Below are 12,910 nucleotides of genomic sequence, written 5' to 3'. Positions count from 1 at the left end.
GGTTCAGCGTGCGGTTCAGCGGCGCGCTGTGGCGGGTCTGGAAGCCGGGCGTGTCGACGAACACGAACTGCGTGTCGTCGACCGTGCGGATGCCGGTGATGCGGTGGCGCRTCGTCTGCGCCTTGCTCGAAGTGATGCTGACCTTCTGGCCGACCAGCGCATTCAGCAGCGTCGACTTGCCGACGTTCGGGCGGCCGACGATCGCGACCAGGCCGCAGCGCGTGGCTGCGGCTTCACCGGGCCCGGCGGCGGCGCCAGTGCCGGTGTCGCCGTCGTCGTCGGCAGGGGTCTCGGGGATGTCGGTCATGCGGGGGGAACCAGGAAAGTCGTCAGCAGGAGGGTCGTCGGGGAGCGTCAGGAGCGCAGCGCGCTGCCGGGCTTGTCATTCGCCTTCAGCGCGACCAGCATGCCGCGCGCGGCTTCCTGTTCGGCGGCGCGGCGCGAGCGGCCTTCGCCGGTTTCGGTGAGGCCGAGGGCCGGCACCGCGCACTCGACCTCGAAGGTCTGCGCATGGGCCTGCCCGCGGGTGTTGACGATGCGGTAGGCCGGCACCGGCAGGCGGCGCGCCTGCAGCCATTCCTGCAGCTCGGTCTTGGCATCCTTCGACCAGCTGTCGAGGTCGGTGGTCGCTATGACCTCGCCGAACAGCCGCTGGACCAGCGCCTGGGCGGCCTCGAAGCCGCCGTCGCGGTAGGCGGCACCGATCACGGCTTCGAGCGCATCGGCCAGGATGGACGGGCGCTGCGCACCGCCGCCACGGGCTTCGCCTTCGCTCAGGCGCAGCACCTCGGGCAGGCCGATCAGCACGGCCACCTTGTGCAGCGTGTCTTCACGCACCAGGTGCGCCCGCACGCGGGTCAGGTCGCCTTCGTCGGAGCCGGCGAAGCGCTCGAACAGCAGGTCGCTGATCGCCAGGCTCAGCACCACGTCGCCGAGGAATTCGAGCCGCTCGTTGTGGTCGGCCCCGAAGCTGCGGTGCGTGACCGCGCGCGTCAGCAATTCCGGCTGGGTGAAGCGGTAGCCCAGGCGGTTCTGCAGGGCGGTCAGTCGGGCATCCACGCGCGGGGCTGGTTGATGACGAACGGTGCGGAAGCGTCGGGCCGCAGCCCTTACCTCGAGCGCCCTTCGTACTTGAGGAGCAGGAAGACCGGGGCCATCAGCTCGATCTCCTTGTTGTAGGCGAAGGCGATCACGACCTTGTCGTTGACCTTCGTGATCTCGAGATCCTTGCCGGAGATCGACTGGATCGAGTACTCGATGTCCTTCTGCTTCTCGAAGGCGGTGCGGATCTCGGGAACGGTGGTAGCCCCGCTGGTCGCGATCTTCTCGACCGTGCGCTTGATCGTGAAGTACTCGTTCAGCGTCGGCAGCACCTTCAGGCTGAGCAGCGAGATGAGGCCGATCAGGATGGCCCAGAACATCAGGCCGAACAGCGTCACACCGCGTTGCCCTGCACGGCGGGGCGCGCATTGCCGCATCTGACCCCGGGATTCCATCGACCGCTGTTCCATCGTCATTTACCTGTTGCTCCCGCTCAATTGAACGATCCGACGCGCTTGGGATTGCCGAAATTCATCCAGACAAAGAAGGCCTTGCCCACGATGTTCTCGTCGGGCACGAAGCCCCAGAAACGCGAGTCCTGCGAGTTGTCGCGGTTGTCGCCCATCATGAAGTAGTGTCCCGCCGGCACCTTGCAGCGCACGCCTTCCGCACTGTAGCGGCAGTTTTCCTTGAAGGGAAACGCGAACAGCGGCGCGGCCGCGCTCGGCAGCTTGGTCTCGACCAGGATCCGGTGCGCCACGTTGCCGAGCTTCTCGGTGTACTGCGGTGCGAAGCGCACGGCGTCCTCGTCGTAGAACGGCTCCAGCGGCTGCGTGTCGGCGAGCTTGCCATTCACGTACAGGTGCTGGTTCAGGTAGTCGATCTGGTCGCCCGGCACGCCGACGACACGCTTGATGTAGTCGATGCTCGGGTTGGCCGGATAGCGGAACACCATCACGTCGCCGCGCTGCGGGTCGTTGATCTGGACGATCTTCTTGTTGATCACCGGCAGGCGGATGCCGTAGTGGTACTTGTTCACCAGGATCAGGTCGCCGATCAGCAGCGTCGGCACCATCGAGCCCGACGGGATCTTGAACGGCTCGAACAGGAACGAGCGCAGCAGGAACACGACGAGGATCACCGGGAACAGGCCGGCAGTCCAGTCGAGCCACCACGGCTGCATCAGCAGGGTGTCGCGCGCCTGGGCGACGTTGTCGTCGACCTTCGCGATGCCCTGCGATGCCAGGCGCTCGCGGCGCTCGGCATCCTGGCGGTCGAGCGTGGCGGCGGCCGCCGCGCGGCGCGGCGCGAAGTGGAAGCGTTCGGCCAGCCAGTAGGCCAGCGTCGCGACGGTGAGGATGAACAGCAGCAGCGAGAAGTTGCCCGTCCACTTGCCGAGGTACCAGCCGCCCAGATACACCACCAGGGCGCCATAGAGCACGCCGGTCAGAGAACCCATCAGTGAGCCCATCAATCGTCCACTTGGAGGATGGCGAGAAACGCTTCCTGGGGCACCTCGACGGAGCCGATCTGCTTCATGCGTTTCTTGCCGGCCTTTTGTTTTTCGAGAAGCTTGCGCTTGCGCGAAATGTCGCCGCCGTAACACTTGGCGAGCACGTTCTTCCGCAGCGCCTTGATTGTCTCACGCGCGATGATGTTGGCCCCGATGGCGGCCTGGATCGCCACGTCGTACATCTGCCGCGAGATCAGCTCGCGCATCTTGGCCACCACCGCGCGGCTGCGGTAGGCACTCTGCGTACGGTGCACGATGATGGACAGCGCGTCGACCTTGTCGCCGTTGAGCAGGATGTCGACCTTCACGACGTCGGCCGCGCGGTATTCCTTGAACTCGTAGTCCATCGACGCGTAGCCGCGCGACACCGACTTCAGCTTGTCGAAGAAGTCCAGCACGATCTCGGCCAGCGGCATCTCGTAGGTCAGCATGACCTGGCGGCCGTGGTAGGCCATGTTGATCTGGTTGCCGCGCTTCAGGTTGGCCAGCGTCATCACCGGGCCGACGTAGTCCTGCGGCATGTAGAGATGCACGGTCACGATCGGTTCCCGGATTTCGTTGATGCGGCCGAGATCGGGCATCTTCGACGGGTTCTCGACCTGGATCACGGTCTTGTCGCCCAGCTCCACCTGGTAGACCACGCTCGGCGCGGTGGTGATCAGATCCTGGTCGAACTCGCGCTCCAGCCGCTCCTGGACGATCTCCATGTGCAGCAGCCCGAGGAAGCCGCAGCGGAAGCCGAAACCGAGCGCCTGGCTGACCTCGGGCTCGTAGCGCAGCGACGAGTCGTTCAGCTTGAGCTTCTCGAGCGCATCGCGCAGCTGGTCGTATTCGCTGGCTTCTGTCGGGTACAGGCCGGCGAAGACCTGCGGCTGGATTTCCTTGAAGCCCGGCAGGGCCTGGCTGGCCGGGCCGGCGTTGTTCGGCAGTTTCTTCTCGAGCGTGATGGTGTCGCCGACCTTGGCGGCCTGCAGCTCCTTGATGCCCGCGATCACGAAGCCCACTTCGCCGGCGCGCAGCGCATCGCGCGCCAGCGACTTCGGCGTGAACACCCCGAGCTGCTCGGCGGCGTAGGCGGCTTCGGTGGCCATCATCTTGAAGCGCTCGCCCTTCTTCAGCTCGCCGTCGACCACGCGCACCAGCATCACGACGCCGACGTAGTTGTCGAACCACGAGTCGATGATCATCGCGCGCAGCGGCGCGTCGGGGTTGCCCTGGGGCGGCGGCATGCGGGTGATCACCGCCTCGAGGATGTCGTCGATGCCCTCGCCGGTCTTCGCGCTGCACGGGATCGCATCGGTCGCGTCGATGCCGATCACGTCCTCGATCTCGTCCTTCGCACGCTGCGGATCGGCCTGCGGCAGGTCCATCTTGTTCAGCACCGGGATCACATGCACGCCGAGTTCGATCGCCGTGTAGCAGTTGGCGACGGTCTGCGCCTCGACGCCCTGGCTCGCATCGACCACCAGCAAGGCGCCCTCGCAGGCCGACAGCGAGCGGCTCACTTCATATGAGAAGTCGACGTGCCCCGGCGTGTCGATCAGGTTCAGCTGGTAGGTCTTGCCGTTGCGCGCCTGGTAGGTGAGCGCGGCGGTCTGCGCCTTGATCGTGATGCCACGCTCGCGTTCGATGTCCATCGAGTCGAGCACCTGCGCTTCCATCTCGCGATCGCTCAATCCGCCGCAGCGCTGGATGAGTCGGTCGGCCAGCGTCGACTTGCCGTGGTCGATGTGGGCAATGATGGAAAAATTTCGGATGTGATCCATTGAGCGATTCCACTGCGTCGCGCATCGACGCTGCAGCGGTTGCACCGCTGCGTTGATGGCTCATCTCGTGCGCGTTGTCGCGTGACTTGCGCGCTCGACATGATGGGTCGAAGACCCGGGCCGTGAACAAAAAAAAGGCACGTCGAAGAACTGACGCGCCTTCCAACAAAACGTATGGCAACTGCTTGTTGGGCCTTCATTGTAGCCAAAAGCACCCCGCCGGAAACCGCGCCGTTGCTTGATTTCTTGTCGTTGCGGGTCACCAACAGCAAAATCTTTCCACAACTTATCCACAAAGCCTTGTGGGTAGCTTGGGGATAGTTTCAGACGCCTCAACTCGTTGACCGGATTGGCAATAAAGCCGTTCTGCGACCCCCGAATTGTAGCCAAAAGCGCGCTGAATTCGAGGCGATCTGCCAGATGATGTGTGCGCACACTGACTTTCCATTGGCGAGGCGAATTTCGGCGTCATCAAAGTTCCGTCTGCAGATCCCGCATTGCGAAAGAGTCACGGCAATCCCCGTGCCTGCAGTCGGATATCCGGCGCTCACTTGAGCACCGGGATGCGCAGGAACTGCGCCCAGTCGCCACGCAGCACGGTGACCGGCAACGATTTCGTCTTGTCGAGCCTGGACACCACGGCCTCGAACTGCTTCACGTCGGTCACGTCGGCCGTGCCGACCGCGACGATCACATCGCCCGCCCGCAGGCCCGCTGCTTCCGCGCCACCGGTGACGGCGCTCACGCGCACGCCGTTCGCGCCCCGCAGCGCCTGCCGCTCGGCGTCGGTGAGGTTGGCAACGCTCAATCCCCAGACTTTCGCGGCGCCGGCCGTGCGCGGCTCGATCGGGGCCTCGGGGCGCTCTGCCGCTGCAGCCACTTGCGGATTCAGCTCAGCCAGGCTCGTCTTGAAATCGAGCAGCTTGCCGCGCCGATTGCATTGCAGCGTGATCGCCGTCCCCGGCTTCAGCGAACCCAGCGTGCGCCGCAGGTCGACGGCGCCATCGACCGGCTTGCCGTTGACGCTGATCACGACATCGCCCGGCTGGATGCCCGCCTTGTCGGCCGGTGTGCCGCTGACGACCTGGCGCACGAACGCGCCCTTCGCCTTGCCCTTCGCGAGCCCGTATTCCTCGGCCAGTTCGCGCGGCACGTCGATCGGCTGGATGCCGAGGTAGCCGCGCACGACGCGCCCCGTGGCCTTCAACTGGTCGGCGACGCGCATCGCCTCGTCGATCGGGATCGCGAACGAGATGCCGACGTAACTGCCGACCGGGCTGAGGATCTGCGAGTTGATGCCCACCGCCTCGCCGCGGGTGTTCAGCAGCGGCCCGCCGGAGTTGCCGGGGTTCACCGCGACGTCGGTCTGGATGAACGGCACGTCGGAGCCGGTCTCGCGCTGCTTCGCGCTGACGATGCCGGCCGTCACGGTGCTCTCCAGCCCGAACGGCGAGCCGATCGCGAGCACCCATYCGCCGACGCGCAAGCGCCCCGCATCGCCGATCTTCAGCGACGGCAAGCCGGTGGCATCGATCTTCACCAGCGCGACGTCGGTGCGCTCGTCGGCGCCGACGATCTTCGCCTTGAACTCGCGCTTGTCGGTCAGCGTGACGTAGACCTCGGTGGCGCCCTCGACGACGTGCGCATTGGTCATCACGTAGCCGTCGGCACTGAGGATGAAGCCGGAGCCCTCACCGCGCGGCACCTCTTCGCCCGGCTGCTGCGGCACCGCCGGCGCGCGGCGGCGGAACGGCCCGCGCGGCGCGTCCGATGCGCGCTCGGTGGTCCGGATGTTGACGACGGCCGGGCTGACGCGCTCGACCAGGTCGGCGAAATCGGGCAGCACCTGGACCGGCGCCAGGGGCTGTGCCTGGCCTGGCGCAGGGCTCTGCGGCGATGCCTGGTTCTGGGCCTGTGCACCCGCGGCCTGCGCCAGCAACAACACGGCGCCCGCGCCCAGCGCGGCGGCACAAGCGCGCATGGCGCGGCGTCCGCGCGGCGCGTTCACCGGCGCGAGCCGGCCCTGATCGATCACAGTTTGCATGCTGAGCACTCCCTCGACGACACCCACACGGGCCGCCGCGTGCAGCCGCACGCCGCCGGCTACTTCTTGCGTTCCAGCCCCGACGCGAACGCCCGCAGCGTCGCGGTGGGCACGTCACCCATCACGGTGACCCACCAGTCGCCGTAGCGGCGCATCATCGTCTGCGTGGCGCCGATCACGGTCGACATCGGACGCTGGTGGCGCTCGGCATTGAACGGCTCGATGAAGATGGACACGAAGGTCAGCCCGTCGGAATAGACCGCCTGCAGCACCGGTTCGGTGGCGCCGCGGATCCGCAACGCGCCATCGAACGGCCGCTTGACGCAGCTGACCTGGGTGAAGCCGGGAATGTCGTGCTTCAGCGTCCAGCCTTCGGACTCGAGGCTGGCCGGCGTGACGGGCGGCCGCACGATGCGGTAGCCGTCGAGCTTGCGCAGCGGTTGCGTGATCAGCTCCGCCTGCGGCTTGACGTTGATGCTGACGTCGGAGAACGCCGACGACTCGAGCACCTCGGCGTGCTCGCCCAGCACCTCGGTGCGCAGCAGCAGCCCGGTGTTCTTCTCGGCCCACAGGCGGTAGCCGAAGCGATGCGCATCCTTGGCGCGCAACTGCAGCACGTTGGCCTCGTGGCCGGCCACGCGCTCGACGCCCAACGGCTTGAGCTCATAGAAGTCGGTCACGTGCTGCGCACCGGCCTGCAGCAGCGCGGGAAACGAGCTCATCGAATCGCGCTGCTCGACCATCGCGACGCGGCTTTGCGGCCACACGGTGTGGACGACGTCGTTCTGCCGCAGCACGTTGCGCATCTGCCCTTCCAGCGAGTCGATGCGCTCGTACTGGTTGCGGCCGTCGCAGAAGTGCGCAATGCGTGAACTCGCCACCGTGCCGCCGGCGCTGACGACGACCGTGCCCTGGAAGTTGCGCTTGTTCGCCGCCTCGGTGATGCGGGTGAGCCAGACCTGGGTCTCTCGCGCCTCGACCAGCGGGTCGCCGCTGACCAGCGCGCTCTGCGCCCGGCTGGCCGGGGCAAAGGCAACGAATGCACAACTCACCATCAACGCTGAAAGGCGCAGCAGCATGGGTCGGTGGGTCCGGTCAGCGAGCAGGGGCTTCGGCGGCGGCATTGCGCAGGAAGCCCGAGGGCACCCCGGGGGCGGAGCTGCCACCGAACTTCTTGTGCACCGACAGGTACTCGTCCAGGCGTGCATCGCGGATCAGCTGGCCGTTCAGCCGCACCGGCTCGGCCTCCTGCGTGACGCTGACGGCGCGCAGCGGCGACGGAGCGACCGCCACCGCCGTGGAACCGCCGGTCTGTGCGACGGTCGCCGGCGCGCCGCCGAACGGCAGCGAGCCCGGCACCGAGGTGGCCACCAGCGCACCGGCCACGACCACGAAACCGGCAGCCACCGCCACCGGCGTGCGCCAGGCGCGGCGCCCGCCGCCCGCGGCCGCGACGGCAGCCGGAGCCAGCGGCAGTTCGACCGGCGCAGGCAACTCGGCCGGCGCCAGCACCACCGGCTCATCGGCCAGGCGCTCGCGCAGCCGGGCGAGGAAAGCGCAGTCACGGTCAGCCGTCGAAGCGAGGTCTTCGGAGCGCATCACGTCGCCGATCAGCGCGTACGCGTGCCAGCCGGCGCGGGTCTGCGAATCCTCTCGCCACTGCGCGCAGGCGCGCGCACCCGCCTCGGATCCGAGTTCCCCATCGACCAGGGCCGACAGGTTCTCCATCGACGCACTGCCTTCAGACGACTGTGACATGTCCAGCTCCAGCATTCATGTTCAGCAAGTGGCTATCCCGCGCATCACCAGCGGTCGCCTTCCCGGGTGTCCAGCAACGGACGCAGTTTCAGCGCGATCGCCTCGCGCGCGCGGAAAATGCGCGACCTGACGGTCCCGATCGGGCAATTCATCACTTCGGCGATCTCTTCGTAGCTCAGGCCCTCGATTTCGCGCAGCGTGATCGCCTGGCGAAGATCTTCAGACAGCGCATCGATCGAAGCGTTCACTGTCGCCGCAATTTCTTTCGAGGCCAGCAATGCTTCGGGCGTTTCGCCGTCGCTTAGTTCATTTTCGACGCGGGAAGTTTCGTCGTCATCGTCCCGCGACGCCCGTGCGGATTCCGTCACGATCGGGTCGCGCTTCATCTCGACCAGCGCCTTCTTGGCGGCATTGACCGCTATCCGGTACAGCCAGGTGTAGAACGCGCTCTCGCCACGGAACTGCGGGATCGCCCGGTAGGCCCGGATGAAGGTTTCCTGCGCGATGTCCTGCACCAGGTCGGTGTCACGCACCATGCGGCCGATCAGGCGCTCGATGCGGCGCTGGTACTTGACGACCAGCATCTCGAACGCCTTCACGTCGCCCCGCTTGACGCGCTCGACCAGCGGGGCGTCGGCATCCGGCGTGGTCATGCTCATGCGCGGCGGCCCTCGCCCAGGGTCTCAGGCGCGGCCAGGGGGCGCGCGGTGAACAGCGTGCTGCGCAACAGGTGCCAGTCGCGCTCGAGCCCCGAGCGCTGCACCGGCAGCCACCGCGAAGCCGACGCGCCGGTGGCGGCCCGATCCGGAACGAAATGCAGCAGCAGCCAGCGGCCGCCGTCGATCGCCACCTGCAGCGAGCCGGCCGACGGTTCGCCAGCGGCCGGTGTCAGATGCCACTGGGCGCCATCCCAGCGCAGCAGAAAGGCGGAGATTCGAGCGAGGGAATGCAGCGATGCCGTGGCCGCCACGCAGGCCAGCAGCAGAAAGCCGGCCGCTGCCGACATCAACGGCCGTTCGCTGGTCGACCACCAGGCGAACGCACTGCCCCAGACCACCATCCCCGACACGGCGAGGCCGCCGCGCCAGGCGCCGAAGCGGGAGACGGTGAGCTGGAACTCGGCTGGCGCATGCATGCCGGGCGCTGATCGTGCCGGTCAGACGCGCTTGARGACCAAGGTGCCGTTCGTGCCGCCGAAGCCGAAGTTGTTCTTCACCGCGTACTCCATCTTCAGGTCGCGCGCCGTGTTGGCGCAGTAGTCCAGGTCGCACTCGGGGTCCTGGTTGAAGATGTTGATCGTCGGCGGCACCACCTGGTGGTGCAGCGCCAGCGTCGTGAACACCGTCTCGATGCCGCCGGCGCCACCCAGCAGGTGGCCGGTCATCGACTTGGTCGAGCTGACGACCATCTTCTTCGCATGGTCGCCGTACGCCAGCTTGATGGCATTGCTCTCGTTCACGTCGCCGAGCGGCGTGGAAGTGCCGTGCGCGTTCAGGTACTGGATCTGGTCGGCGTTGAGCCCGGCATTGCGCAGCGCCGCCTTCATCGAGCGCTTGGGCCCGTCGACGTTCGGCGCCGTCATGTGGAAGGCATCCGCACCCATGCCGAAGCCGACCAGCTCCGCATAGATCTTCGCGCCGCGCTTCTTCGCGTGCTCGTATTCCTCGAGCACCACGACGCCGGCGCCTTCGCCGAGCACGAAACCGTCACGGTCCCTGTCCCACGGACGCGAGGCCGTGGCCGGGTCGTCGTTGCGCGTGGACAGCGCACGCGCCGCCGCGAACCCGCCGATGCCCAGCGGCGACACCGTCGATTCGGCGCCACCGGCAACCATCACGTCGGCATCGCCGTACTCGATCAGGCGACCGGCTTCGCCGATGCAGTGCAGGCCCGTGGTGCAGGCCGTCACGATCGCGAGGTTGGGCCCCTGGAAGCCGAACTTGATCGAGACATGGCCCGAGATCATGTTGATGATCGAGGCCGGCACGAAGAACGGCGACACGCGGCGCGGACCGCGGTCGACCAGCTCGGCATGGGTCTCCTCGATCATCGGCAGGCCGCCGATGCCCGAGCCCACGAGGCAGCCGATGCGCTCGGCCTGGTCCTCGCTCAGCGCATCGCCGGAGGGCAGGCCGGCATCCCGCACCGCCTGCATCGACGCGGCCAGGCCGTAGTGGATGAAGGTGTCCATGTGCCGGGCTTCCTTGGCGGGGAAGTAATCCTCCACCTTGAAGCCCTTCACTTCACCTGCGAAATGACAGGCGAAGGGCGACGCATCGAACTTGGTGATGGTCGCGATGCCGGAACGCCCGGCCACGATGTTGGCCCACCCCTCGGCCACCGTGTTGCCCACGGGACTGATGAGGCCGAGCCCGGTGATGACGACGCGGCGACGGCTCATGCGATGCTGCTCAGTTGGGAACGAAGGCTCAGGCCTTCTGGTGCTTGACGGCGTAGTCGATCGCCAGCTGCACGGTGGTGATCTTCTCGGCTTCCTCGTCGGGGATCTCGATGCCGAACTCGTCTTCGAGGGCCATCACCAGTTCAACGGTGTCGAGCGAATCAGCGCCCAGGTCTGCCACGAAAGCCTTCTCGTTGGACACATCGGCTTCCGGAACGCCCAGTTGTTCCGCGATGATTTTCTTCACACGTGCTTCGATATCGCTCATGACTCCTCCAGGAGGGTTTGCTGAAACAGCCCGAGATTCTAAGGCTTGCAGGGTGTCGACTCTAAGTCAGGTCAACACGCTGAAAACCAGGTTCCGGTCGGGCCCTTCCGGTCTGTGGGGTGACACGTTCGACGCAGTTCGGCGTCGTTGGCGTCAATTCATGAACATGCCGCCATTGACGTGCAACTCCGTGCCGGTGATGTAGCCGGCCTGGGCCGACGCCAGGAAGGCCACCGCATGCGCGATGTCGCTTGCCTGGCCGAGCCGGCCCAGCGGGATCTGTGCCATCAGCGCGGCGGTCTGCTGCTCGGAGAGCTCGCTCGTCATGTCGGTCTGGATGAAGCCCGGCGCGACGCAGTTGACGGTGATGCCGCGGCTGCCGAGCTCGCGGGCCAGCGCGCGCGTCATGCCGGCGACGCCGGCCTTCGAGGCCGCGTAGTTGGCCTGGCCGGCATTGCCGCTCGCACCGACGACCGACGTGATGTTGATGATGCGCCCGAAGCGCTGCTTCATCATCGGGCGGATGACGGCGCGGCTGACGCGGAACACCGCCTTCAGGTTGRTGTCGATCACCGCATCCCAGTCGTCGTCCTTCATGCGCATCGACAAGGTGTCGCGCGTGATGCCGGCGTTGTTGACGAGGATCTGCAGGCCGCCGTGTTCCTTGACGATGGCGTCGATCGCCGTCTCGATGCCGGGGCCGTCGTTGACGTTCAGGCACAGGCCGCGGCTGCCGGCGAAGGCCGACAGCGCCTCGCCGATCGCGTCGGCACCGGCCGGCGTGGTCGCGGTGCCGATCACCTTGGCACCCTGCGCCGCCAGCGCCAGCGCGATGGCGCGGCCGATGCCGCGCGAGGCGCCGGTCACCAGCGCCACCTGGCCCGCCAGCGAGGACTCATTCTTGGGATCACTCATGCCAGCAGGCCTTTCGCTTCCAGCAGCGTGGCCGGATCATGGATCGCGGCCGTGACCGCATCGGCATCGATGCGGCGGATCGTGCTGGCCAGCACCTTGCCGGGCCCGCACTCGAAGATGTGGCGGATGCCGCGGGCGCGGATCGCCTGCACCACCTCGACCCAGCGCACCGGCCCGAAGGCCTGGCGCACCAGCGCATCGCGGATGGCGGCCGGGTCGTCCTGCACCGCGACATCGATGTTGTTGACGAGCGGGATGCGCGGCGCGTTCAGCGTGACGCCGGCCAGCTTCGCCTTCAATTGCTCGGCGGCCGGGCGCATCAGGCTCGAATGGAACGGCGCCGACACCGACAGCTGCAACGCGCGCTTGGCGCCCTTGTCCTTCAGCAGGCTGCACGCGAATTCGACACCGGCCTTGGTGCCGGCGATCACGGTCTGCTTCGGGTCGTTGAAATTGGCCGCCTCGACGACCTCGCCGGACGCCGCCGCGGCCTCGGCGCAACCGGCGCGCACGACATCGGCATCGAGCCCGAGGATGGCGGCCATGCCGCCCGCACCGACCGGCACCGCCTGCTGCATGGCCTGCGCCCGAAAGCGCACCAGCGGCAACGCTTCGGACAGGCTGATGACGCCGGCCGCGACCAGCGCCGCGTACTCGCCGAGCGAGTGACCGGCCACGGCCGCGGGCTGCAGCCCGGTTTCGGCGAGCCACGCACGCAGGCAGGCGACGCCGGCGGTCAGCATCACCGGCTGGGTGTTCTCGGTCAGGTCGAGCGCTTCCTTCGGGCCGGTGTGGATCAGCCGACCCACGTCGATGCCGAGCGCGGCCGAGGCTTCGGCCAGCGTGTCGCGCACGGCCGCGTGGCTGCCCCAGGCGTCCAGCATGCCGACGGCTTGCGAGCCCTGGCCGGGAAAGACGAATGCGAACGGAGTCATGTCAGCGCCTTGTAGTCGCGGCAACGCAGATGAAGAGAGGGATCTCGCGGAGGGGCTACCGAGCGCGTGCTCAGTAGTCGAACAGCACCGCGCCCCAGGTGAAACCGCCGCCRACGCCCTCGAGCATCACGGTGTCGCCGCGCTTCACCGTGCCGGCGCGCACCGCGACATCGAGTGCCAGCGGAATCGAGGCGGCGGACGTGTTGCCGTGTTCGTCCACCGTCGCGATCAGCTTGTCCAGCGGCAGCTTCAGCTTCTTGGCCGTGCCC

The 12,910-nt window shown here is 67.2% G+C and carries 16 protein-coding genes; all 16 read right to left on the bottom strand.

The genetic code is table 11. The features are described 5' to 3' along the window. On the bottom strand, positions 1 to 307 hold a 307-nt coding region (locus tag AC1D01_RS07040), incomplete at its 3' end, for a GTPase (RefSeq protein WP_477865349.1). 47 nt (positions 308 to 354) lie between these two features. Next, positions 355 to 1,059 (bottom strand): ribonuclease III, encoded by a 705-nt coding sequence (rnc, locus tag AC1D01_RS07035; RefSeq protein ID WP_477865348.1) that lies wholly within the window; start codon positions 1,057 to 1,059, stop codon positions 355 to 357. 50 nt (positions 1,060 to 1,109) lie between these two features. Continuing rightward, on the bottom strand, positions 1,110 to 1,439 hold the full coding sequence (locus tag AC1D01_RS07030) for a DUF4845 domain-containing protein (protein ID WP_477865347.1): 330 nt from the start codon (positions 1,437 to 1,439) through the stop codon (positions 1,110 to 1,112). A gap of 95 nt (positions 1,440 to 1,534) precedes the next feature. Beyond that, positions 1,535 to 2,500, bottom strand: a complete 966-nt coding sequence (lepB, locus tag AC1D01_RS07025) for a signal peptidase I (RefSeq protein WP_047500932.1) — start codon at positions 2,498 to 2,500, stop codon at positions 1,535 to 1,537. Positions 2,501 to 2,511: 11 nt separating this feature from the next. Beyond that, positions 2,512 to 4,320, bottom strand: coding sequence for a translation elongation factor 4 (lepA, locus tag AC1D01_RS07020; protein WP_047499893.1), 1,809 nt, complete (start codon positions 4,318 to 4,320; stop codon positions 2,512 to 2,514). 60 nt (positions 4,321 to 4,380) lie between these two features. Then, positions 4,381 to 4,755 (bottom strand): hypothetical protein, encoded by a 375-nt coding sequence (locus AC1D01_RS07015; protein WP_477865346.1) that lies wholly within the window; start codon positions 4,753 to 4,755, stop codon positions 4,381 to 4,383. Between the two features lie 112 nt (positions 4,756 to 4,867). Next, entirely contained in the window at positions 4,868 to 6,364 is a 1,497-nt protein-coding gene (locus AC1D01_RS07010) for a Do family serine endopeptidase (RefSeq protein ID WP_477865345.1), read from the bottom strand. A 59-nt stretch (positions 6,365 to 6,423) separates the two neighbouring features. After that, positions 6,424 to 7,443, bottom strand: coding sequence for a MucB/RseB C-terminal domain-containing protein (locus tag AC1D01_RS07005; protein WP_477865344.1), 1,020 nt, complete (start codon positions 7,441 to 7,443; stop codon positions 6,424 to 6,426). A 16-nt stretch (positions 7,444 to 7,459) separates the two neighbouring features. Then, positions 7,460 to 8,122 (bottom strand): sigma-E factor negative regulatory protein, encoded by a 663-nt coding sequence (locus AC1D01_RS07000; protein WP_477865343.1) that lies wholly within the window; start codon positions 8,120 to 8,122, stop codon positions 7,460 to 7,462. A gap of 44 nt (positions 8,123 to 8,166) precedes the next feature. Next, positions 8,167 to 8,775 (bottom strand): RNA polymerase sigma factor RpoE, encoded by a 609-nt coding sequence (rpoE, locus tag AC1D01_RS06995; RefSeq protein ID WP_477865350.1) that lies wholly within the window; start codon positions 8,773 to 8,775, stop codon positions 8,167 to 8,169. Between the two features lie 2 nt (positions 8,776 to 8,777). After that, positions 8,778 to 9,257: a hypothetical protein gene (locus tag AC1D01_RS06990; protein ID WP_477865342.1), complete on the bottom strand. Its 480-nt coding sequence runs from the start codon at positions 9,255 to 9,257 to the stop codon at positions 8,778 to 8,780. Between the two features lie 21 nt (positions 9,258 to 9,278). Next, complete coding sequence (gene fabF, locus AC1D01_RS06985) at positions 9,279 to 10,523, bottom strand: beta-ketoacyl-ACP synthase II (RefSeq protein WP_477865341.1); 1,245 nt, start codon at positions 10,521 to 10,523, stop codon at positions 9,279 to 9,281. 28 nt (positions 10,524 to 10,551) lie between these two features. Then, the gene (acpP, locus tag AC1D01_RS06980) at positions 10,552 to 10,791 is read right to left on the bottom strand and encodes an acyl carrier protein (protein WP_009552529.1); all 240 of its coding nucleotides are present in this window, start codon (positions 10,789 to 10,791) and stop codon (positions 10,552 to 10,554) included. A 153-nt stretch (positions 10,792 to 10,944) separates the two neighbouring features. Continuing rightward, complete coding sequence (gene fabG / locus AC1D01_RS06975; protein WP_477865340.1) at positions 10,945 to 11,706, bottom strand: 3-oxoacyl-ACP reductase FabG; 762 nt, start codon at positions 11,704 to 11,706, stop codon at positions 10,945 to 10,947. After that, the gene (gene fabD, locus AC1D01_RS06970) at positions 11,703 to 12,641 is read right to left on the bottom strand and encodes an ACP S-malonyltransferase (protein WP_477865339.1); all 939 of its coding nucleotides are present in this window, start codon (positions 12,639 to 12,641) and stop codon (positions 11,703 to 11,705) included. Before fabD ends, fabG begins: the two co-directional genes overlap by 4 nt. Before the next feature lie 70 nt (positions 12,642 to 12,711). Continuing rightward, a partial coding sequence (locus AC1D01_RS06965) for a 3-oxoacyl-[acyl-carrier-protein] synthase III C-terminal domain-containing protein (RefSeq protein ID WP_477865338.1) occupies positions 12,712 to 12,910 on the bottom strand: 199 nt, incomplete at its 5' end.

The organism is Rhizobacter sp. P3_B12, from assembly GCF_056402895.1.
The sequence above is the reverse complement of the archived record's forward strand: the minus strand, read 5'-3'. Positions and strand labels throughout refer to the sequence as shown.

Coding starts and splice junctions, on each gene's coding strand:
- rpoE (WP_477865350.1), bottom strand. CDS start 8,775: ATGACCACGCCGGATGCCGACGCCCCGCTGGTCGAGCGCGTCAAGCGG.
- AC1D01_RS07000 (WP_477865343.1), bottom strand. CDS start 8,122: ATGTCACAGTCGTCTGAAGGCAGTGCGTCGATGGAGAACCTGTCGGCC.
- AC1D01_RS06990 (WP_477865342.1), bottom strand. CDS start 9,257: ATGCATGCGCCAGCCGAGTTCCAGCTCACCGTCTCCCGCTTCGGCGCC.
- acpP (WP_009552529.1), bottom strand. CDS start 10,791: ATGAGCGATATCGAAGCACGTGTGAAGAAAATCATCGCGGAACAACTG.
- lepA (WP_047499893.1), bottom strand. CDS start 4,320: ATGGATCACATCCGAAATTTTTCCATCATTGCCCACATCGACCACGGC.
- lepB (WP_047500932.1), bottom strand. CDS start 2,500: ATGGGTTCTCTGACCGGCGTGCTCTATGGCGCCCTGGTGGTGTATCTG.
- AC1D01_RS07005 (WP_477865344.1), bottom strand. CDS start 7,443: ATGCTGCTGCGCCTTTCAGCGTTGATGGTGAGTTGTGCATTCGTTGCC.
- fabD (WP_477865339.1), bottom strand. CDS start 12,641: ATGACTCCGTTCGCATTCGTCTTTCCCGGCCAGGGCTCGCAAGCCGTC.